Here is a 20,134-nt window from a genome sequence, read left to right as displayed (position 1 = left end):
GAAGACACCCATGGAACCTGTGGTCGGCATCGGCCCGGTCTCGCGCTGCACCGTCGACGCGGCGCTCACCGTCGCCCGGCGCACCCGCACCCCGCTCATGCTCATCCCCAGCCGCCGCCAGGTGGACGCGGCCGAGTTCGGCGGCGGCTATCTGGGCTGGACGACGCAGGAGTTCGCCGACCACGTCACAGAACACGACCCGGACGGGCTGCTGCTGCTGTGCCGTGACCACGGCGGCCCCTGGATGCACACCGCCGAGGCGGACATCACCGAGCCCGCCGAGGCCCTCGACTCGTGCGTCCGCTCCTTCGCCGCCGACCTCGACGCCGGTTTCGGGCTGCTGCACATCGACACCTCCGAAGGCCGCCCCGGAACCGGCCCGGTGCCCGCCCAGACCGCCGCCGCGCGCCTCGTGGAGCTGTACGCGCGCTGTCACGCCGAGGCCCGGGCGCGCGGTGCCGACGTCGCCTACGAGATCGGCTTCGAGCCGCAGGACGTGTCCACCAACGACCCCGACGAGTTCAAGGCCGCCCTGCGCCTGGTGCTGGAGGGCATCGAGGCCGCCGGTGCGCCCCGGCCCCGCTACGTGGTGGCGCAGACCGGCACCAAGGTCGCCGAGCTGCGCAACGTCGGCCGCTTCCACGAGCCGCGGGCCCGCGACGAGACGCTGCGTCAGGTGTCCACCCTGGCCGCCACCTGCCACCAGGAAGGCGTCCGGCTCAAGGCGCACAACTGCGACTACCTCACCACCGAGGAGACGGCGCTGCTGCTGCGTGCCGGGGTGGACGCGTTCAACGTCGCGCCGGAGTACGGCGTCGCCGAGACCCGCGCCCTGCTGCGCGTCCTGGACGAGCTGGCGCTGCACCGCGCCAAGGAGGACTTCCTGCGGCTGGCCTACGACAGCGGCAAGTGGCGCAAATGGATGCTGGACCCGACGACCGCGACCGATGTCGAGCGCGCCGTCATCGCCGGCCACTACGTCTTCCGTACCGAGGGGGGGCTGCGCATCCGCGAGGAGGCCGCAGCTGCCCTCGCCGCGCGGGGCAGGCCGCCCCTGGAGGCGGTGCTGCGGGACGCGGTGGCCGAGCGCATCGAGTCCGCGCTGCGGGCCGTGGAGCGGGCCGGCGGACAGGCCGCCGACCGGGTGGACGGGCAGCCCGTCGAGCGGACCGCCGAGGGGACCCGGTGAGCGCTTTTATGACCCACCTCTACGCACCCGGCACGCTGCAGGAGGCCGTCGACCGGATTCTGCGCGTTCCCGACCGGCACCGTACGTTCACCAAGGACGCCGCCTTCGCCGCGGAGACCTGGGCCATCGGCCCCGCCCTGCTCGAAGCACTCCTCGACCACGGGCTGCCGCACCGGGGCGAGGGGGACCAGCGCCGCTTCGAGCGCACCGACCTGCACAACATCAGCACCTATCTGAACCTGCCCTCGCCCTACTTCCAGGCCCTCACCCGCAAGGCACAGGCCATGGACGAGGTGGCCCGCAAGGGCGAGCGGCACCTCCACGAGCTGGAGCTGCGCGCTTCGTGCGCCGATCCGGGCCACCCGGGGGAGTGCGCCTTCACCCCCGTCTCGGGGCTGGGCGAGCACAGCGAACCCGGCAGCCTGCGCGAGTCCTCGCCCGGCGTGTTCACGGTGCGGGCCCAGCTGCCGTCCAACACCCATGTCTTCGACGAGGACCGTTCCGACCTGCTCTCGCTCGTCGCCGACTGGGAGCTGTACGTCCTTCCCGACGGGGTCATCGAGGACGAGGGCTTCTCCCGCGAGACCCGGCTGGCCAACTGTCTGATTCCGACCCGGCTGCTGCTGCGGGAGGCCGGGCGGCGCGGCATCCGGGCCCGGCACGGCGCCGGGCTGCTGGTCGCACCGCCGTTCACCACGCTGCACCACTGGGTGGAGTTCGAGCTGGACGGCGCGTGGGTCCCGGCCGACCCCGTGCTGCTGACCGCGTTCTCGCGCTGGGGCCTGACCGACCCCGCCGGCTGGCCGTACAACCGCTCGGTCGCGGGCATCGTCTGGCACCTGCTGACCTGGCCGCCCGAGGTGTTCTTCCCCGTCGTACGCGACCACGGCGGCCAGGCGCCGCTGCACATCTCGGCGCACTAGCCACCCGCCGAGCCCTGCCGGGCCACCCGGCGTACCACCCACCCTCATGGAAGGACCGCACATGGGCAGCCCCACCACCGACGTCGGCTTCACCGCCATCAGCGAGCCCGAGGGCGACACCGGGGCCCACGAGGCACGCGCGGCCCGGGAAGTGGCCCCCGGCGTACGGGTCTTCGAGTTCGCCGACACCAAGAAGGTCGTCAAGCTGTGGGGCCAGGAGCGCTGGCTGCACGAGGAGGAGCCCAACGGCCCCTACGGCTTCAAGTTCATCCGGATCAAGGCGGGCCACCGCACCTCCCTCCAGTACCACGAGCACAAGCGGGAGAGCTACTTCATCCTGGAGGGCGAGGCGGTGATGCACTACCGCGAGACCCGTGACGGCGAGACCCTGCGACTGCCGATGCCCGCCGGGACGCTCGCGCACGTCGACCCGGGGGCGGTGCACCGGGTGGAGGGGGTCACCGACATCGTGCTGGTGGAGGTCTCCACCTACGACGACGGCTCGGACAACGTCCGCCTGGAGGACGACTACGGCCGGGGCGACGGCCGGATAGACGACGAGCACGGCGAGCGCTGATGGGCGGCTCCGGTGGGTTCCGGGTGCCCAAGTACCGCTACCCCGCCCAGTTCGAGGGCGGGGAGCGGGAGCTGCTGTCCCGGATCGAGGAACTGCTGCTGCGCGGCGGCTATGTGCTGGGCCAGGAGGTCGCCGAGTTCGAAGGCCGGCTGGCCGGCTATCTGGGCGCGGCGCACACCGTCGGCGTCAACTCCGGCACGGACGCACTGATCCTGGCGCTCGACGCGCTCGGGATCGGGCCGGGCGACGAGGTCGTCACCGTCGCCAACTCCTTCCACGCCACTGCGCAGGCCATCGCCCGGCGCGGCGCCACCCCCGTGTATGTGGACTGCCGCGACGACGACTTCCTGATGGACCTCGACCAGCTTCCGGCCGCGGTCACCGAGCGCACCCGCGCCGTCATCCTCGTCCACATGTTCGGCAAGGCGGCGGACGTGCCCCGCGCCCGGCGCCTCGCGCACGACGCGGGCGTTACGCTCATCGAGGACTGCGCCCAGGCCATCGGGGCCCGCAGCCACGGTGTGCGGGTCGGCACCGCCTCCGCTGCGGGCTGCTGGAGCTTTGCACCCTCCAAGAATCTGGCCGCGGCCGGTGACGCCGGAGCGATCAGCGTCCAGGACGGCGAACTGGCCGAACGGCTGCGACTGCTGCGGCACTTCGGTCAGCCGCACCAGAACCGGCACGAGATCCTGGGCTACAACTCCCGCCTCGACACCCTCCAGGCCCTGGTCCTGCTGCACAAGCTCGACCGGCTCGACGCCTGGAACGCCCGCCGCGCCGAGGCCGCCGCCACCTACCGCGAGCGGCTGGCCGGACTCCCGCTGCGCTTCCAGCACCCCGGGGAGGAAGGCGAGCACGTCTACCACCTCTTCCAGGTGCGCACCCGGAGCGAACAGGAGCGCGACGGACTGCTGGAGCATCTGATCGCCTCCGGCATCGACGCCGTCGTCCGCTACCCCGTTCCGCTGCCGCACCAGCCTGCGCTGGCCTCACCCGCCGCCCAGCGCCACCCCTGCCCGGTCGCTCAGGAGCTGTCCCGGCAGACCCTCTGCCTGCCCATCCGGCCCGACCTGGACGCACGGGAGATCGGCCAGGTGTGCGACGCGGTCACCGGCTACTTCACCTCCATGGCGGGTGGAGGGCGCAGCAGATGAACAGGGTCGGATGAGGGAGACACCGAGCTGATGGAGACCCGCGTCCGCACGGCCGCCGACGACGCCGAGTTCGAGGGCTACCTCGCACAGACGCGGCACGCCTTCGGCAAGGTCCCCTACGACCATGCCACCCTGCGCGCCCACGGCGTCGCAACAGTGGCCGTACGCGGAACCCAGGTGCTGGGCGGCGGACTCTTCCTGCCCTTCGCCCAGCACTTCGGCGGCCGCCCGGTGCCCTCCGGTGGCGTGGCCTGGCTCGCGGTCGCGCCCTGGGAACGCGGCGCCGGACTCGCCCGCCGCCTCACCGAGGAGGGCACCGACCGGCTGCGCGGCGAGCACGGCGCGGTGCTGGCCTGCGCCTGGACGCCGGCGCCGGGGATGTACCGGCGGTGGGGCTGGGAGGCCGCAGCCGTGGCCTCCAGCTACGTGTTCGACCCGGCCGAACTCCCCGCCCCGCCGCCCGGATACGAGACGGTCGTCCCGGACGAGGCCGCCTGCGCCCGGCTGCGGGAGCGCCTGAGCCCCGGCTGGAACGGGCCGCTGCGGCGCCCCGCCTGGTGGCACGGCTGGCGGCAGCGCGTCACCGAGGGGGCGTTGACACTCGGCGTCGTACCCGAGGACTCCCGCACCGGGACGGGCAGCGCTTCCCGGCGCGGGGACCTGGCCGGATACGCCACCGTCACCGTCGAACCGCACCGCCCATGGGGCGTCACCGCCGTCGTCCACGACTTGTGGCACGAAGGACTGGACGCGCTGCCCGCCCTGCTGGCGGCCGTCGGCGCCCGCTCGCCCCAGGTCCGTGAGATCCGCTTCCGCCGCTCCGTACTGCCCCGCCCCAGCCCGCTCCAGTGGGCGCTGAGCCGGTACGCGGTGCGCGAGGACGGCTGGTACCCGTGGGTGCTGCGGCTGCTCGACGTACGCCGCGCCCTTCAGGCCCGCGGCTGGGACCCGCAGCCCCGGGGCGGCCTGGGGCTGGAGGTCGTCTCCCCGGAGGGCAGGACGGCGCCGTACGCGCTCACCTTCGAGGACGGTCTGCTGCACGCCCAGCGCGGCAGCCACCCCTCGCCCCGCACCGTGCGGCTGCCCTCGGCGACGCTCGCCGCCTGGTATGCGGGCGGACTGCCGTTGCGGCAGGCGGCCCGGCTGGGCATGGCCGACGGCGACGGACGCGACCTCGCCCTGCTGGACGCGCTGGCCGCCGGGCCCGCGCCCTGGCTGCCCGAGAGCTTCTGACGTGATCGCCCACCACCCCCCGACCGAGGACGCGTGATGCCGGTGCCGGAGCCCACCACGCTGCTCGTCATGGCCAAGGAGCCCCGCGCGGGCCGCGCCAAGACCCGCCTCGCGCCCGCCTTCACCCCGCAGGGGGCCGCGGCCCTCGCCTCCGCCGCGCTCACCGACACCCTGCGCACCGCGCTGGCGACGCCCGCCTGCCGCCGGGTCCTGGTGCTGGACGGCAGCCCGGGCCCCTGGCTGCCGGGCACGGACGAGGGCGGCGACCGCATCGAGATCGTGCCGCAGGCCGACGGCGGCCTGGACGAGCGGCTGGCCGCGGCCTTCGCGCTGTGCGAGGGACCCGCGCTGCTCGTCGGCATGGACACCCCGCAACTCACCCCCGCGCTGCTCGCGCCCGCCACCCGGCCGCACGCCTGGCAGCACCACGACGCCTACTTCGGCCCGGCGGCCGACGGCGGCTTCTGGGCGCTCGGCCTTGCCGCGCCCGACCCCGCACTGCTGCGCGGCGTCCCCATGTCCACCGCCACCACCGGGGCGGTGCAGCGCGCCCGGCTCGTGGCCGCCGGACTGCGCGTGGGGGACCTGCCGCAACTGCGGGACGTGGACGAACCGGACGACGCGGCCGCGGTCGCCGCCCAGGCCCCCGGGAGCCTCTTCGCCGCCGAACTCGCGCGGCTGCGGCGGCTGCTGGGCCCGGGCCACGCGCCGACCGCCCCGCCCCGGGGTGCGCCAGGGGTGGCGGAGGCATGAGAGGGCAGGGGCGCGCCGACACCGGCTCCTGGACCGAGGACCCCTACACCGAAGCGCTCGGCCTCGGCTGCGGCCCGCTCTATCTGCGCGCCCACGGGGGCTGGTCGCTCACCTTGGACGTGGAGCGCTGGTGTGCCGTCGCCGACGCGGCCGACCTGACCGTCCTGGACCGCTGCCAGGGCACCGTGCTCGACATCGGCTGCGGTCCCGGCCGCCTCGTGGCGGCGCTGGGCGAGTACGGGCACACCTCGCTCGGCATCGATGTCAACGCGGCGGCCGTCTCCCGCACCGTGCTGCGCGGCGGACGGGCCCTGCGCCGCTCCGTCTTCGACCCGCTGCCCACACCCGGCACCTGGGACACCGCGCTGCTCATCGACGGCAACCTCGGCATCGGCGGCGACCCCGCGCTGCTGCTGCGCCGCGTCGCCCGCCTGGTACGGCCCGGAGGTCTGCTGCTGGTGGAGGTGGCGGGGGAGGACGTGGACGAACGGCTCCAGGTCTGGATGGAGAACGCCCGCGGCACCAGGGGAACGCCGTTCCCCTGGGCGCGTCTGGGCACCCCGGCCCTGCACCGCGTCGCCCGCGCCACCGGCTGGAGCCCGGAGGACACCTGGTCGAAGGACACCCGCGACTTCACCGCGCTGCGCCGCGACCGATTTCCGCGCCCCGCTCCCGGATAGCCGACCGGGCCGCACCCTCGGACCCGCGGCGCACGGCCTGCGCGCCCGGCGGGAGCTTCTTCGAGGCCTCGGCCGCGCCGGCCGCGGTGGGCGCGCGCCCGCCGTCGTCCTGGCCGCCCACGCCGAGGACCCCGCCCACCTGGCGGCCCGTGGCATCACCGGGACCGTGCACCCTCGTGAGGTGCCGTACGAGCCCCGTGCCATGATCCAGTGGTGATCGGAAGCGGCGGATCAGGAGCACCGACCGCACCGCGCCCCTCGCGAAAGGAAACCCGTTGAAGGGGAACTGGCCCGGTGGCACGATGCGTGCCGCCCGCATCACCGGTATCGGACAGACCGATCTGGCCACCGTCCCGGTGCCCGAGCCGGAGCCGGGCACCGTGTTGGTGCGCACCCGGCACGTCGGGATCTGCGGCACCGACCTGGAGATCCTGCACGGTACGTCGGCGTTCCTGCAGGACGGCCGCATCACCTTCCCGCACGTCTTCGGGCACGAGTGGTACGGAGAAGTCGCCGCCTATGCCGACGAGCCCCCGGCCCACGCCCCGGCCGTCGGCTCACTCGTCGTAGGCCGCACGATGGTGCCGTGCGGCCACTGCGCCCAATGCCACGCGGGCCGCGCCCAGATGTGCACCGCGCTGCGCGAGATCGGGCTGTACGGGTTGCAGGGCGGCGCCGCCGACTATGTGCGGGTGCCCACGCACGCCCTCACCCCGCTGCCGGACGGGCTGCCCGAGGCGGCGGGTGCGCTGATCGAGCCGGCCGTCTCGGTGGTGGAGGCTTTCGAGCGGGCACGGCTGCGGTTCGACGACCAGGTGGCCGTCATCGGCACCGGCACCATGGGCCTGCTGGCGGTGCAGTTCGCGCACCGGCACGCCGCCAAGGTGCACGCCATCGGCATCGACCGGCCGGGCCTCGATCTGGCCCTGCGCTGCGGCGCCGACGCGGCCCACCACGCCGACGAGGCCCCGCAGGGCGCCTACTCCCTCGTGGTGGAGGCGTCCGGCGCGGCCTCGGCCTTCACCGGGGCGCTGCGGATGGCCGAACGGGGTGGCCGCGTCGCCCTCGTCGGGGTCGCCAGGGAACCGGTCTCCTTCGTGCCCGGCGAACTGTCCCTGCAGGGCGTGGACGTGCTCGGCATCCAGCACGGCATCTCCCACTACGACCGCACCGTCGCGCTCTTCGAGCAGGGCGTCCTGGACGCTGACCCGCTTGTCGCCGAGGTCTTCCCGGCGCTGTCCGCCGAGTCCGTGGGAGCGGCCTTCGCCCTGCTGGAGCAGGGCAGAAGCGGACCGCCGAAGATCCTGCTGACCTTCGGCGGGTGAGGTCCGCTCCACTGCCCGCTCGCTCAGTGTGCCGAGCGGGAGGCTCCGGAGAAGAGCCGGGCCACTGCCCGGAAGGGCAGCGTGACGACAGTGGCGATGGCGCCGCCTATTGCGCGCAGCACATCGGCGATAGCGCGGAGCATGGTGTCCTCCTTGGCGCGACGCGGTGTCTGTCCGCCTCACGGGTGGCCGCCGCGGCCGGAGACAAACTCCCTTTTCCCCGGCGTCACCACAAGGTGGCCCCGCCACCGCCTCCCTGCGGCACGAGGGCGCCCCGCTCGAAGTCGAGGAGATGCCGCTTGCGTTCGATGCCGCCGCCGTATCCGGTCAGCTGCCCGGTGGAGCCGATGACCCGGTGGCAGGGGATGACGATGCTGATCGGGTTCCGCCCGTTGGCCAGTCCGACGGCGCGCGCGGCGCCCGGCCTGCCGATCAGTTCGGCGAGCTGCCCGTAGGAACGGGTCTCGCCGTAGGGGATGTCGCACAGCGCGTTCCACACGGTGCGCTGGAAGCCGGTGCCCTGCGGTGCGAGCGTCAGCGTGAACCGGGTGCGTTCCCCCGCGAAGTACTCGCCCAGCTGCTCCGTCACCTCGCCGAAGGCGCTCGGGTCGCTGGTGCCGAACGTCTCCGGCGCCGGACGGTGCCGCTGCTGGTCCATATAGACGGCCGACAGCGTCCCGTCGGTGGCGACGAGGGTCAGCGGGCCGACGGGGCTGTCGATGACGGTGTGCGTGCGGTACATGGCGCGTCCCTTCTCCGTTCCCCCTCAGTCTCGCCGCCCGCCGGGCACAGCACTGGCGGAAAAACGACATCGGGGTCCGGGGGCGCGGCCCGGGTCAGCCCTCCCAGCGGGCCCGTGCCGCCGCCACCCGCTCGCGGTACCGGGCGTAGCCGCGCTCGTACCCGGCCCGGTCGTTCTCGTCCGGCTCCACCAGCCGGTATCCGGTGTGCCACTGCTCCTCGTCCACCGGGTCGCCCAGCGCGGTGCGGGCCACGACGGCCGCCCCCTTGGCCCCGACCTCCGTCTCGACCGGTACCCGCACCGGACGGCCGAGGATGCCGGCGAAGGCCCGCATCCAGCCCTGGGAGCGGGTGCCACCGCCGCACGCGGCCAGTGTCCGGGACAGGCCCGCGGCCTCCAGGCAGTGCCGCGCCGCGTAGCCGACCGCCTCGCACATGGCCCGCACCAGGTCGGCGCGGTCGTGCGCCAGCGACATGCCCTCGAACGAGGCCCGCGCGCCGGGCGCGACGAACGGCGCCCGCTCGCCGGCCTCGGACAGGAACGGCAGCGCCACCACCCCGCGGGCTCCGGCGGGGCTCTTGTCCAACAGCGCCTCCAGATCGTCGGTGGAGGCGCCGACCGTGCCGAGCGCCCAGTCGATCCCGGCCGTGCCGACCATCGCCGGCAGCGCGCGCAGCCAGCGGTCGCTGCTGGGTGTGCACAGCCACATCCCGGCGGGTTCGCCGTCCGGGTCCCGGTCCGTGCGGTCGGTGAGCACCTGGCACGCCAGCGTGGTGCCCACCGTCAGCAGACCGTCACCGATCTCCCGTACGCCGCTGCCGATGGCGCAGGCGGGCAGATCGTAGGGACCGGAGGTGACCGGCAGCCCGGCGGGCAGGCCGAGCAGCGCGGCGCCTTCCCGGTCCAGGGCCAGCACGGCATGCGGCGCGGCGGGCTCGGGCAGCAGATGGGCCACGTCTTCGACGCCGCAGGCGGCCAGCGCGGTGGGGGAGTAGCGGCGGGTGGCCGGATCGAGGAAGGGCAGGGTGGCGTCGGAGGCGTCCACGCTGACCGTGCCGGTCAGCCGCTGGGCTATGGCGTCGACGCAGTAGCCCGCCACCGCGGCGCGCTCCAGCGCCTCGGGCTCGTGTTCGCGCAGCCACGCCAGCAGCGGCGCGTGACAGCCGGGGAACATGCCCGATCCGGTGTGCCGGAAGATCTCGCCCACGGTGCCGTCCCGCTGCCAGCGGCCGACCAGCGCCGCCGCCCGCCCGTCCATCCAGGAGATCATGCGCCGTACGGCCCGGCCTTCCGCGTCCCGCAGCCACAGCCCGTCGCCCTGGCCGGTCAGGGCGAGCGCGGCGGGCGGCCCGGGAAGAGCGGCGCCGACTTCCCTGACGACTTCGGCGACCCCGGCCAGCACCTCTTCCAGGTCCTGCTCGACGATGCCGCCGGGCTCGCGCAGCAGTGTGGAGCGGCGCGCGGCCGCGTGCAGGCGGCCGCCGTCGCGGGCGAAGGCGACGGCTTTGGTGACGGAGGTGCCGATGTCGACACCGATGATCGCCCCAGCGGTTTCAGTCATGGCCGTTCGCCTTCCAGTCCCGGCAGTTCGCACTGCTCTCCACATCGAGATTGTTATATTTATAGCGCTCCACGTGAAGAAGCCCAATGGGCTGGGAGTGTGCGCCGCGCCGCACCCGCCCGCCGCACCGAAGTCCTGGAGGACGTATGACCGCCCGGCTCCTGCTCGTACGGCACGGCCAGACCGTCTGGCACGCGGAGAACCGGTACGCCGGAATCTCCGACATCGCGCTGACCGACGCCGGGCTGTGGCAGGCCGAGCGGCTGGGGGAGTGGGCCGTGGCGCGCTCCCGGCAGCAGCCCATCGGCGCCGTCGTCAGCTCCCCGCTGGAGCGGGCGCGGTCCACCGCCCGCCCCGCGGCGCGGGCGCTCGGCCTGGTGCCCGAGGTGCACGAGGGGCTGCGCGAGGTCGACTTCGGCTGGGGCGAGGGCCGCACCATCGCGGAGATGGCCGCCGACGACCCGGAGGCGGTGCAGGCCTTCCGCGAGGACGCCCAGACCGGCGCCTTCCCCGGCTCCGAGCCCCCGACCGCCGTCGCGCCGCGGGTGTGCGGCGCGCTGCGCGAGGTGGCGGCGGCGCACGACGGCCAGACGGTTCTGGTGGTCGCCCACAACACCGCCTTCCGTATCGCCCTGTGCGCGATGCTGGGCATCCCCGTCGGCCGCTACCGGCTCGTTCTGCCCCGGCTGGAGAACGCGGCGGTCACCGAGATCGAGGTGAGCGGCGACCGGACGGCCCTGCGCTCGCTGAACGTGCCGACGGCCACCGACGCCGCCATGGCCGGCCGGGCGCCGCTCTCGGCCCCCACGGCCGCCGGCTGAGCGGGGCGCGGCCGTGACGAACCCGGGACCGCCCACGGGCTCCGCCCGCTCCCAGGAGAACCGCAGACAGCGGATGGCGGAGCATGTCGTCCAGCACGGGACGGTGACCGTCAGCCGGCTCGCCGAGGTGATGGGCGTCAGTGTGATGACCGTCCACCGCGACCTGGAGGCGCTGGCCCGGCGCGGTGTCCTGCGGCGTTTCCGCGGCGGTGTCTCCGCGCTGCCCACCAGCGTCTTCGAGAGCAATCTCGACTACCGGCTCGGCGTCCATGTGGCGCAGAAGGAGGCGGTGGCGCGGGCCGCCGCCGAACTGGTGGAGCCGGGCATGTCGGTGATGCTGGACGACTCCACCTCCGTGCTGGCGCTGGCCGTACTGCTGCGCGAGCGCAGACCGCTGACCGTGCTGACCAACGCGCGCCGCGTGCTGGACGTGTTCGCCGGGTGCGAGGAGGTCCGGCTGATCGCGCTGGGCGGCGAGTACTCGCACACCCACGACTCGTTCCTCGGGGTGCCCTGCGTGGAGGCCATCGAGGCGATGTCGGTGGACCTGGTGCTGGTGAGCACGTCCGCGATGAACGGGCACATGACCTTCCACCAGGAGCAGGACGTGGTGCTCGTCAAGCGCGCCATGCTCGCCTCCGGGGCGCGCACGGCGCTGCTGATGGATCACTCCAAGGTCGCCCGCACGGCCTTGCACCGGCTGTGCCCGGTCGCCGACTTCGATCACGTCGTGGTGGACGACGGCGTGGACGGCGCCCTGGTGGCCGAGCTGCGCGAGCACACCGACGTACGGGTCGCGGAGGTCGACGGCTGACCCTCGCTTTCACACGGCAGGTGTGAATTTAACATCGTGACTGAAAGGGACGCCATGCACAGCCCAGCCCCCACGCCCGGACCCTCGCCTTCCGCTCCCACCCCGCTCGTCGCCGGGATCGACGTCGCCACGGCGGCCGTCCGCGTCCTGTGCGTGGACGCCCGGGGCACGGTGCGCGCCCAGGGCCGGGCCCCGCTGCCGCAGCCGGTCCGCGACGGGGGCGGCCGCAGCGAGCAGGACGCCACCCGCTGGTGGCCCGCCACGGCCGAGGCACTGCGCCAGGCCACCGCTGCGCTGCCCGCCCGAGGCGCCGAGGTGACCGCCGTGGCCGTCTCCGCCACCTCCGGCACCCTGGTGCCGACCGACGCGGCCGGCCGGCCGCTGGGCCCCGCGCTGATGTACGACGACCGCAGGGCCGCGGACCACAACGCCGAGGCGCAGCGCGCGGGCGCCGCCCGCTGGCGGGCGCTCGGCCTCACCGTCGGTCCCACCGCCGCGCTGGGCCGGGTCGCCTGGTACGCACGGCACGCGGCCGACTTCCCCGGCGCCGCGCGGATCGTCCACACCCCCGAACTGCTCGGCCGCCACCTCACCGGGACACCGGTCGCCGCCGACTGGAGCCACGCGCTCAAGACCGGCTACGACCCGCGCAGCGGGGAGTGGCCCGGCGAGGTCCTCGACGCGCTGGGCATCCCGCCGCACTGGCTGCCGCCCGTACAGCCGCCGGGCACCGCGGCCGGCAGCGTCTGCGCCGAGGCGGCGGCCGAGACGGGGCTGCCGGTCGGCTGCGAGGTGCGGCTCGGTATGACGGACGGCTGCGCCGGCCAGCTCGCCACCGGCGCGGTGGCACCCGGCCAGTTCGTGGGTGTCCTCGGCACCACCTACGTCCTCAAGGGCGTCACCCGCGACCTGGTCACCGATCCGGCCGGTGCCCTCTACAGCCACCGGCACCCGGACGGCTGGTGGCTGCCGGGCGGCGCCTCCAACACCGGCGGCGAAGCCCTCGCCCACCGGTCCGCCGAGCGGCTGCCCGCGCTGGACGAGGCAGCCGCCGCCCGTGGTCCGGCCACCTGCGTGAGCTATCCGCTGCGCCGGGAGGGCGAACGCTTCCCGTTCGTGGCGGGCCCGGCCCGTGGCTTCACCCTCGGCACGCCGGCCGACGACGCCGACCGGCACCGCGCGGATCTGGAGGGCGTCGCCTTCCTGGAACGGCTCGCCCTGGAGCGGATCGCGGCGCTCGGCGTGCCGGTCACGGCTCCGCTGTACGCGGCGGGCGGCGGCAGCCGCAGCCCGCTGTGGACCCGTATCAGGGCCACCGTGCTGGATATGCCCCTGCGCGTGGCGGACCGGGCGGAAACCGCCTTCGGTGCCGCACTGCTGGCCGCTACCGGAACCCTGTACCCCACGCTGGAGAAGGCCGCCGCCGCCATGACGGGGGAGGGCCGGCTCGTCGAACCGGACCCCCGGCAGAAGGCGGCCCTGGACGAGTCCTACGCCCGCTTCACCGAGGAGCTGGCCGACCGGGGCTGGCTGTGAGGGGGGCGTACCGGCCGCGGTCCCACCGGCTGTCCTCCCACCGGCTGTCCTCGTACCGGTCTGCCTCAGAAGGGGTGCCAGCGCACCGTGGGATCCGACTCGCGCAGTGAGGCCACCCGCCGCTGGAACTCGGCGCGTGCCGCCGGGTTGCCCGGCGCGTGTTGCGCAACCCACGCGCAGCTTGCCGTCTCGCGCGCTCCCCGGAGCACCGCGCACCCCTCCCACTCGCGCACGTCCCAGCCGTAGGTGGAGCAGAACGCCTCGTACTCCTGCTCCGGCAGTCCGTAGCGGTCCAGGCTGAGCGCCATCACGACAAGATCGTGTTCCCGCAGATCCGAGGAGAACGTCTCCAGGTCCACCAGCAGCGGTCCCTGCGGGGTGACGTGGACGTTCCGGGGGAGCGCGTCCCCGTGCACCGGCCCCGGCCGCAGATGAGGGACGAGTCCGGGCAGTGCGGCGAGGATGTCGTCCCGGCGCGCCCGCAGAAAGGCGGCGTCCTCGCGCGGCACCGCGTCCCCGGCCAGCCGCAGCCACCGCTCGATCCCGCTCAGCAGCTCCCGCGCGGGCAGCGGGCACCCCGTGCCCGAAGAATCCGCGGAGGTGAACTCGGGCTCCTCCAGCGCGTGGACGAGCCGCAGCAGCCCGGCCAGGTCGGCGGCGCCCGCGGGGCGCACCGCGGCGGGGAGCCGCTGCCAGAAGGAGACCGGGTGGTCCCCGACGAGCCGGGCCCGTGGTTCGGCGGCGCGGACCGCGGGCACGCCCTCGCGCTCCAGCCAGGTCGCCACCCGCAGTTCGTGCTCGGCGCGCGCCAGCAGTCCCGGGTCCCGGCCGATGCGTACGACGGTCCCGCCCAGGGCGAAGACGGCGTTCTCGCCGAGGGACAGCAGTTCCGCCGTACCGCCGGGGCCGCCTGTCGCCGCGGCCAGCACCTCCCGCGCCAGATCCTCGGTGAATGCCACGCTGCTCGCCATCGCCTGTGCTCTCCCTGCTCTTGGCCGATCTTCCACCAGGCTGTCAGGGTGCCCCGTCCGTCGCCGCACAGCCCCGCCTCAAATGCGGCGTATCTCTCATCTCCGCGACGCAACCGATGATCCCGCCGAGAGGTCTGCATCATTGACAAGTTCGGTGAAAACGGGCAGTTGGGAGCAGTAGTGCACAGCAAGCGGGGCAGCAGGCCGGGGACCGTGGCGACAGTCGCCGCGGCGGGAACGGTCGCGGTCGGTCTGCTGACGGCGTTCGTCGGCACGAGTGCGGGGGCCGCCGCCTCCGGCCGGCACCCGGGCTGGGAGCAGAGCGTGCGGGCGGCGCGTGTGCAGCAGCAGGCCGCGGCTCCCGCCCACAGGCCGTCCCACGCGAAGCCGGCGAAGCCGAAGGCGCCCCGGAAGGTCAGCCGGTCGATAAGCCACCACACGGTCGCCGGCGGCCGCTCGGTCTCGCTCACCCTGGACGACGGTCCGCACCCGGAGTGGACGCCCAAGACGCTGGATCTGCTGCGCCGTTACCACATCAAGGCGACCTTCTGTCTGATAGGCCCGAACGCGGAGCGCTATCCGAAGCTCGTCAAGCGGATCGTCGCCGAGGGGCACCGGCTGTGCGACCACTCGGTCGACCACGACACGGGTATGGACCACAAGTCGGTGGCCTACCAGAAGCAGCAGATACTCGGTGCCAAGCGCATGATCGACAAGGCGTCCGGCGGTGCGCGCGTCCACTACTACCGCGCCCCGGGCGGGGCCTTCACCCCGGCCAGCCGCCGGATCGCGGCCGAGCACGGCATGCGGCCGCTCGGCTGGATCGTCGACCCGGGGGACTGGCAGCTGCCCGGTACGGAGGCGATAGTCCGGCACGCCAAGGAACAGGTCGAGGACGGGGCGGTGCTCCTGTTCCACGACGGTGGCGGTGACCGCTCCGAGTCCTATCAGGCGCTACAGCAGTTGCTGCCGTGGCTGAAGAAACAGGGGTACAGCTTCAGCTTCCCGAAGGCCTGATCGCAGCGTTCCGAAGGGTTGACCGGCCACGGTCAGTGGTTAAAGTCTAGACCAATCCCCACTGTGTGCTCTCCCCCCACCGAAGGAGCTGAGATGCACCGAACGACGCGTCAGAAGCAGCACAGCAGACGGAAGTTGGCGGCACTGACCGGCGCCGGCCTCGCACCCGTCCTGGTCCTGGGCCTCACGGCGACCCCTGCCGACGCGCACGGCTGGGTCACCAACCCCGCGAGCCGCCAGGCCCAGTGCGCCACCGGAGTCGTCTCCTGCGGCCAGATCAAGTGGGAACCGCAGAGCGTCGAGGGCCCCAAGGGGCTCAAGGACTGCGCCGGCGGCAACTCGCGCTTCGCCGAACTGCGCGACGACAACAAGGGGTGGCAGGTCACCAACGTCGGCCGCTCGGCCACCTTCAACTGGAAGCTGACGGCCCAGCACCGCACCTCCACCTGGCAGTACTTCATCGGCAACACGAAGATCGCCGAGTTCGACGACGGGGGCGCCAAGCCTCCGGAGTACGTCTCGCACAACGTCAACTTCCAAGGATTCACCGGCAAGCAGAAGGTGCTCGCGGTGTGGAACGTCGCGGACACGGCCAACGCCTTCTACGCCTGCGTCGACGTCAACATCGGCGGCTGACGCGGCCACCCGCCTCCCGGCCGGGGTGACTCCACCTCCCCCCGGCCGGGTGGCTCCACGCCCGCCGGCCGGCCCACTCCCGGCCCGACGGGCGGCTCACGGCCACCCCCTCGGGGGTGGCCGTGGTCGTGCGCGGCCGAGTGCGCGGTGCGGCCCGATCCGCGCCTCCTTCCGCCGGTCGCCGATCTTCTGCGGCCCGCACCGATCTTATTTCTTCATTCGGTTACCCGTGGACAATTCACTCGCGGGTAACCGCAATTCTTGCGTCACAACCGACGCATTGGCCACCGCCAACTCTCTTTGCCCGTAAGGCTATCGGTGAGTCCCGGGGCGACACGCCGAATCATCGCCGTTCCACGGCTGGCTTCTTGCTCGCTCTGCGACTCGACTGCCTTGATTTCAGGGGGAGTTCAGGGAAAGGCTGCATTCCTATTATGGACAGCCTTATGGGGAAACCGTTTGCTCGAATCCTGTATTGCGGCACGCTTCTTTTCAAGGAACGGCCCGCCGAGGCGAGCCGGGCAGCCCGAAACCCCCACTCCTGCAAGGAGGTCCCGTTGCCCCTTGCCCTCCTGGCTCTGGCCATTGCAACGTTCGGTGCGGGCACGGCCGAGTTCGTGATGATAGGTCTACTGCCCGAGGCCGCCTCCGACATGGGAGTGAGCATCTCCGATGCGGGTGGCTATGTGTCCTTCTACTCACTCGGTGTCGTGATCGGGGCACCGCTTCTCACCCTCGCGGGTATGCGGATCCGCCGTAAGACAATACTGATCGCGATGACCTGCCTGTTCATTTCCGGAAACACAGCGTCAGCCCTTGTCCCGAGCCATGAACTGCTGCTGGCGGCACGCTTTATGGCGGGGCTTCCGCACGGTGTGTTCTTCGGAATCGGCGCCGTTGTCGCAGCCGGGCTCGTCGCGCCCGAAAAACGCGGCAGAGCCCTTTCGGTGGTACTGGTCGGTGTGCCGATGGCCAACATCGTCGGCTCGCCGCTGGGCACCCTGCTCGGACAGACGGTCGGCTGGCGCTGGACGTTCATCGTCGTGGCGGGCATCGGTCTGCTGGGACTCGTCTCCCTGGCGACCCTGATCCCCGTGCAACAGGAACCCGGCAGAGGCACCGTCCGCGGTGAACTCGGCATATTCAAAAGACCGCAGGTGTGGCTCGCCTACGCCGTGGTGGTGTTCGGCTTCGCCGGCACTTCCTCGTTCTACACCTACATCCAACCCCTGGTGACCCAGGTCAGCGGCTACACCCCTACGGCGGCCACCGCACTGCTGGCCCTGTCCGGGGCCGGAATGACCGTGGGCACCATGCTCGGTGGACGGCTCGCCGACTGGCCGGTGCGCACCATGTGCGGCGCCCTGCTCGCACTGGCCCTGTCGCTGAGCATGTTTCTGCTGACGGCGCAGAACACCGTCCTGGTCGCCGTCAATGTGTTCCTCACCGGCATCGCGGGCATGGCCGCCATCCCCAGCGTCCAGGCCCGCATCCTCGACCACGGCAGGGACGCCCCCGAACTCGGCTCCGCCAGCATCCAGTCCGCCTTCAACATCGCCAACTCGCTGGGCGCCTCGCTCGGCGGCGTCGTCATCGCGGCCGGCTTCGGCCTCACCTCCCCGAGCTGGCTGGGGGCCCTGCTGGCGCTGGCGGGCGCCTGCTTCGGACTCCTGTCGGGGTGGCTGGACCGCGGCTCCCGTTCCTGGGAGGTCGCGCCCTCCACCGCCTCCTGGAAGAGCGTCAAATCGGAGGCGTTATGCGGCCGGGGCGTACGACGCCCCCCGCAGGCCACGACGACGGGCGGAGAGAAGGGCGAGCGGAACCTCACCTTCTCCCCGCCGCGGCGGGTCGGCGCACGGCAGCCGGAGCGGCGGCGTCACGGCACCGCGGTGGCCCGCTCGTCCGCGTGTGTCCAGCGCAGCAGCGCCCCCAGGCCACCGACGGGCAGCTCTTCCTGCGGGTCGGCGACCAGCACCTCCGCGTCGGTCGCCAACGCGTTGCGCAGCAGCGCGTCGTCGGCACGCGCGGGCGCGGGCTCGGTCGCCCCGAGGTACTGCAGCTCGGAGCGGCGCACGGCCACCTGGTCGGAACCGTCGCCCACCCACACCTCGCGGTCCCGGTCCGGGCCGCCCGGCCGCAGCAGCAGGGTGTCGACCCGGTGCTCACGTGCCGCCTCCACCAGCGCGGGCACCGTCTCGGCGGTGCCCGACCCGGCGGGAGCGGGTCCGGGCATGTGGGCGGCCCGCATCGTGTCCAGCGCCTGAGCGGTGTGCCGCGAGACGAACTCGGCGCGGGCCCGTGCCGTCTCCCGGTCCAGGAGCTCCGACGAGGAGCCTGCCGCACGGCCGCCGTGCGAGGTCTCCACGGCGATGGCCCGCAGCTGCTCGGGCAGCCGCTCGTGGACGGCACGCCGCTCCCGCGGGTCGCCGCTGAGGACCAGCACATCGGCGCCGGTGTCCTGGAAGCGGCGTTCGATCGCCTCGGCGATCAGCCCGGCGTTGCTCTCCCAGGTGTTCTCCACACGGAGCTGGAAGTGCTTCTCCGACAGCTCGCCGGTGGCATTGCGGTGGATGGGCCACTCCTCGCCGGTGGCCTGCCCGGCGCTGTGGGTGCCGTGCGCGTCCACCAGTTCGAAGTCCGCGCCGGTTCGGTCGATGCGCGCCGTGAGGCAGCGTGGATTCTCCCCCAGGAGTTCCGGCAGCGGCGCCAGGTGCGGCAGCGCCGACCAGCTGACCTCGTTGCGGTCGGGAGCCTTGTTCAACGGCAGTTCGAGCACGATGTCGCCGTCCGCGGCGAACACCACGCTGCCCTGCGGCCGGGTCCGGGGGGAGAGCGCGGACAGATGATCGTGGACGGCGTCCACGGTGGACGCGTCGGCCCCCTGCCGCGCCAGCTCGTCCCCCGCGGCGCGGGCCGTCAGCCGGCGCTCGTCACCGGAGGTCTCGGTGGCCCGTGCCGTACTCGTGTAGACGGTTGCCCACGGCCCGTTCCGGTCGAGTAGGGGTGCGAGGGAATCGAGGCGCATGGTTCCTCCCTGCTACTTGGGGGGCGCGTTGTGCTTGTGTCGACTCAGTTGCCTGTATCCGCGCAGTGGTGTGTCGTCGCCGATGCGCTCCGTGGCGACCGTGACCACCCGCAGGCCGCGCGGGTACCCCTCGCCACCGGCGTCGACACGGGCCCCATGGCCGGCGGGGCGCCGCCGGCCCCGAGTCGGGAGCCGCCGGACAGCCGTGCGATGCGGCGTGTCAGTATCCGGGCATGGCGTCACTGAGCGAACTTCTGCCCCCCGAGGCGATCCGGCTGGAGGTGACCGCCGCCGACTGGCGCGGCGCGCTCCGCGCGGCGGGCGAACTGCTGGTCACGCGGGGTGTCACTACCGACGCGTACACGGACGAGATGATCCGCAACGTCGAGGAGAACGGGCCGTACATCGTCATCGCGCCCGGTTTCGCCTTCGCCCACGCCCGCCCGTCGCCCGCGGTGCGCCGCACGGGCATGTCGTGGGTGCGGCTGGCGGAGCCGGTCGCGTTCGGGCACGAGACGAACGATCCCGTCACCCTCGTCGTGGCGCTGGCGGCCGAGGACTCCGGCGCCCACACGGCGGCCATGGCGGCCCTCGCCCGGCTGCTGGGCGACCCGGAGACCGAGGCCGCCCTGCGCACCGCGTCGGACCCCGAGCAGCTGCACCGGGCGCTCGCGCAGCGGGAGTCGCGGGAAGAGCCACAGCAGGAGTCGCAGCAGGCCACCGACGGCGGGCGGCCGACCGGGGAGCGGGCCGACGATGAGCGGGCCGGCGGGGAGCGGGGCGCACGGGCGAGCGGACCGGCCGTGCAGAAGATCCTCACCGTCTGCGGCAACGGCGTGGGCACCAGTCTCTTCCTCAAGAACACCCTGGAGCAGGTCCTCGACCGCTGGGGCTGGGACCGGCACATCACGGTGGAGGCCACCGACACCATCTCCGCGAAGGGCAAGGCGTCCGAGGCCGCGGCCATCCTCACCTCGCGCGAGATCGCCAGGACCCTCGGGGACGTCGGCGTTCCGGTGAAGGTCGTGGAGGACTTCACCAGCGTGAAGGAGGTGGACGCCACCCTGCGCGACACCTACGACGTGTGAGAGCGCGTCACCTCTGCCCGGCGCCCCACCGAAGGCCTCACCGAAGGCCCCCGAAGAACCACCGAAGCACGGCACGAAGCGGAAGGCTC

General features: G+C 73.3%; 19 protein-coding genes and 1 pseudogene. 15 read left to right on the top strand and 5 right to left on the bottom strand.

Features of this window, described 5'->3' with window-relative positions:
* The first annotated feature begins 10 nt into the window (after positions 1-10).
* From JW613_RS01100 to JW613_RS01065, 8 genes are all read left to right on the top strand, one after another.
* Positions 11-1,189, top strand: a complete 1,179-nt coding sequence (locus JW613_RS01100; RefSeq protein ID WP_209208786.1) for a class II D-tagatose-bisphosphate aldolase non-catalytic subunit — start codon at positions 11-13, stop codon at positions 1,187-1,189.
* Positions 1,186-2,112 (top strand): transglutaminase-like domain-containing protein, encoded by a 927-nt coding sequence (locus JW613_RS01095; RefSeq protein ID WP_209208785.1) that lies wholly within the window; start codon positions 1,186-1,188, stop codon positions 2,110-2,112. Before JW613_RS01100 ends, JW613_RS01095 begins: the two co-directional genes overlap by 4 nt.
* 61 nt (positions 2,113-2,173) lie before the next feature.
* Positions 2,174-2,689, top strand: a complete 516-nt coding sequence (locus tag JW613_RS01090; protein ID WP_209208784.1) for a cupin domain-containing protein — start codon at positions 2,174-2,176, stop codon at positions 2,687-2,689.
* Positions 2,689-3,843 (top strand): DegT/DnrJ/EryC1/StrS family aminotransferase, encoded by a 1,155-nt coding sequence (locus JW613_RS01085; RefSeq protein ID WP_209208783.1) that lies wholly within the window; start codon positions 2,689-2,691, stop codon positions 3,841-3,843. The genes JW613_RS01090 and JW613_RS01085 overlap by 1 nt, the downstream gene beginning before the upstream one ends.
* A gap of 30 nt (positions 3,844-3,873) precedes the next feature.
* Complete coding sequence (locus JW613_RS01080) at positions 3,874-5,076, top strand: GNAT family N-acetyltransferase (RefSeq protein WP_209208782.1); 1,203 nt, start codon at positions 3,874-3,876, stop codon at positions 5,074-5,076.
* Positions 5,077-5,112: 36 nt separating this feature from the next.
* Positions 5,113-5,829, top strand: coding sequence for a TIGR04282 family arsenosugar biosynthesis glycosyltransferase (locus tag JW613_RS01075; protein WP_209208781.1), 717 nt, complete (start codon positions 5,113-5,115; stop codon positions 5,827-5,829).
* A complete protein-coding gene (locus JW613_RS01070) occupies positions 5,826-6,509 on the top strand; it encodes a class I SAM-dependent methyltransferase (RefSeq protein ID WP_209208780.1) in 684 nt (227 codons plus the stop codon). Before JW613_RS01075 ends, JW613_RS01070 begins: the two co-directional genes overlap by 4 nt.
* A 275-nt stretch (positions 6,510-6,784) precedes the next feature.
* Positions 6,785-7,834 carry a zinc-dependent alcohol dehydrogenase gene (locus tag JW613_RS01065; protein ID WP_245224760.1) on the top strand — a complete coding sequence of 350 codons (1,050 nt, stop codon included), beginning with the start codon at positions 6,785-6,787 and terminating at the stop codon, positions 7,832-7,834.
* Positions 7,835-7,857: 23 nt separating this feature from the next.
* On the opposite strand, the gene JW613_RS36260 is transcribed toward JW613_RS01065, so the two are convergent.
* The 3 genes from JW613_RS36260 to JW613_RS01055 form a co-directional block, all read right to left on the bottom strand.
* Positions 7,858-7,977, bottom strand: a complete 120-nt coding sequence (locus JW613_RS36260) for an LPFR motif small protein (RefSeq protein WP_280635081.1) — start codon at positions 7,975-7,977, stop codon at positions 7,858-7,860.
* An 83-nt stretch (positions 7,978-8,060) separates the two neighbouring features.
* On the bottom strand, positions 8,061-8,576 hold the full coding sequence (locus JW613_RS01060; RefSeq protein ID WP_209208779.1) for a methylated-DNA--[protein]-cysteine S-methyltransferase: 516 nt from the start codon (positions 8,574-8,576) through the stop codon (positions 8,061-8,063).
* A gap of 94 nt (positions 8,577-8,670) precedes the next feature.
* Positions 8,671-10,137 (bottom strand): FGGY-family carbohydrate kinase, encoded by a 1,467-nt coding sequence (locus tag JW613_RS01055; RefSeq protein WP_209208778.1) that lies wholly within the window; start codon positions 10,135-10,137, stop codon positions 8,671-8,673.
* 146 nt (positions 10,138-10,283) lie between these two features.
* Here JW613_RS01055 and JW613_RS01050 point away from each other — a divergent pair, with 146 nt between their 5' ends.
* From JW613_RS01050 to JW613_RS01040, 3 genes are all read left to right on the top strand, one after another.
* Positions 10,284-10,958: a histidine phosphatase family protein gene (locus tag JW613_RS01050; protein WP_209208777.1), complete on the top strand. Its 675-nt coding sequence runs from the start codon at positions 10,284-10,286 to the stop codon at positions 10,956-10,958.
* Between the two features lie 73 nt (positions 10,959-11,031).
* On the top strand, positions 11,032-11,772 hold the full coding sequence (locus JW613_RS01045) for a DeoR/GlpR family DNA-binding transcription regulator (protein WP_209209181.1): 741 nt from the start codon (positions 11,032-11,034) through the stop codon (positions 11,770-11,772).
* A 54-nt stretch (positions 11,773-11,826) separates the two neighbouring features.
* Positions 11,827-13,308 (top strand): FGGY-family carbohydrate kinase, encoded by a 1,482-nt coding sequence (locus JW613_RS01040; RefSeq protein ID WP_209208776.1) that lies wholly within the window; start codon positions 11,827-11,829, stop codon positions 13,306-13,308.
* Between the two features lie 65 nt (positions 13,309-13,373).
* Here JW613_RS01040 and JW613_RS01035 read toward each other — a convergent pair whose 3' ends face one another.
* Positions 13,374-14,279: an aminoglycoside phosphotransferase family protein gene (locus JW613_RS01035; protein WP_209208775.1), complete on the bottom strand. Its 906-nt coding sequence runs from the start codon at positions 14,277-14,279 to the stop codon at positions 13,374-13,376.
* A gap of 213 nt (positions 14,280-14,492) precedes the next feature.
* On the opposite strand from JW613_RS01035, the gene JW613_RS01030 reads away from it, so the two are divergent.
* The 3 genes and pseudogenes from JW613_RS01030 to JW613_RS01020 form a co-directional block, all read left to right on the top strand.
* Positions 14,493-15,296 carry a polysaccharide deacetylase family protein gene (locus tag JW613_RS01030; RefSeq protein WP_307865737.1) on the top strand — a complete coding sequence of 268 codons (804 nt, stop codon included), beginning with the start codon at positions 14,493-14,495 and terminating at the stop codon, positions 15,294-15,296.
* A gap of 93 nt (positions 15,297-15,389) precedes the next feature.
* Complete coding sequence (locus tag JW613_RS01025; RefSeq protein WP_209208773.1) at positions 15,390-15,932, top strand: lytic polysaccharide monooxygenase auxiliary activity family 9 protein; 543 nt, start codon at positions 15,390-15,392, stop codon at positions 15,930-15,932.
* A gap of 434 nt (positions 15,933-16,366) precedes the next feature.
* Positions 16,367-17,455: pseudogene (locus tag JW613_RS01020) on the top strand (MFS transporter); the annotation flags it as partial.
* 353 nt (positions 17,456-17,808) lie between these two features.
* Here the strand turns inward: JW613_RS01020 and JW613_RS01015 are convergent.
* A complete protein-coding gene (locus tag JW613_RS01015) occupies positions 17,809-18,957 on the bottom strand; it encodes a baeRF2 domain-containing protein (protein WP_209208772.1) in 1,149 nt (382 codons plus the stop codon).
* A gap of 233 nt (positions 18,958-19,190) precedes the next feature.
* Between JW613_RS01015 and JW613_RS01010 the strand changes: the two genes are divergently transcribed.
* Positions 19,191-20,045: a PTS sugar transporter subunit IIAB gene (locus JW613_RS01010; RefSeq protein ID WP_209208771.1), complete on the top strand. Its 855-nt coding sequence runs from the start codon at positions 19,191-19,193 to the stop codon at positions 20,043-20,045.
* The last annotated feature ends 89 nt before the right edge of the window (positions 20,046-20,134 follow it).

Origin of the sequence: Streptomyces smyrnaeus, assembly GCF_017676345.1 — a bacterium.
GTDB lineage: Bacteria > Actinomycetota > Actinomycetes > Streptomycetales > Streptomycetaceae > Streptomyces > Streptomyces smyrnaeus.
This window is presented reverse-complemented; position numbering and strand designations above follow the sequence as displayed.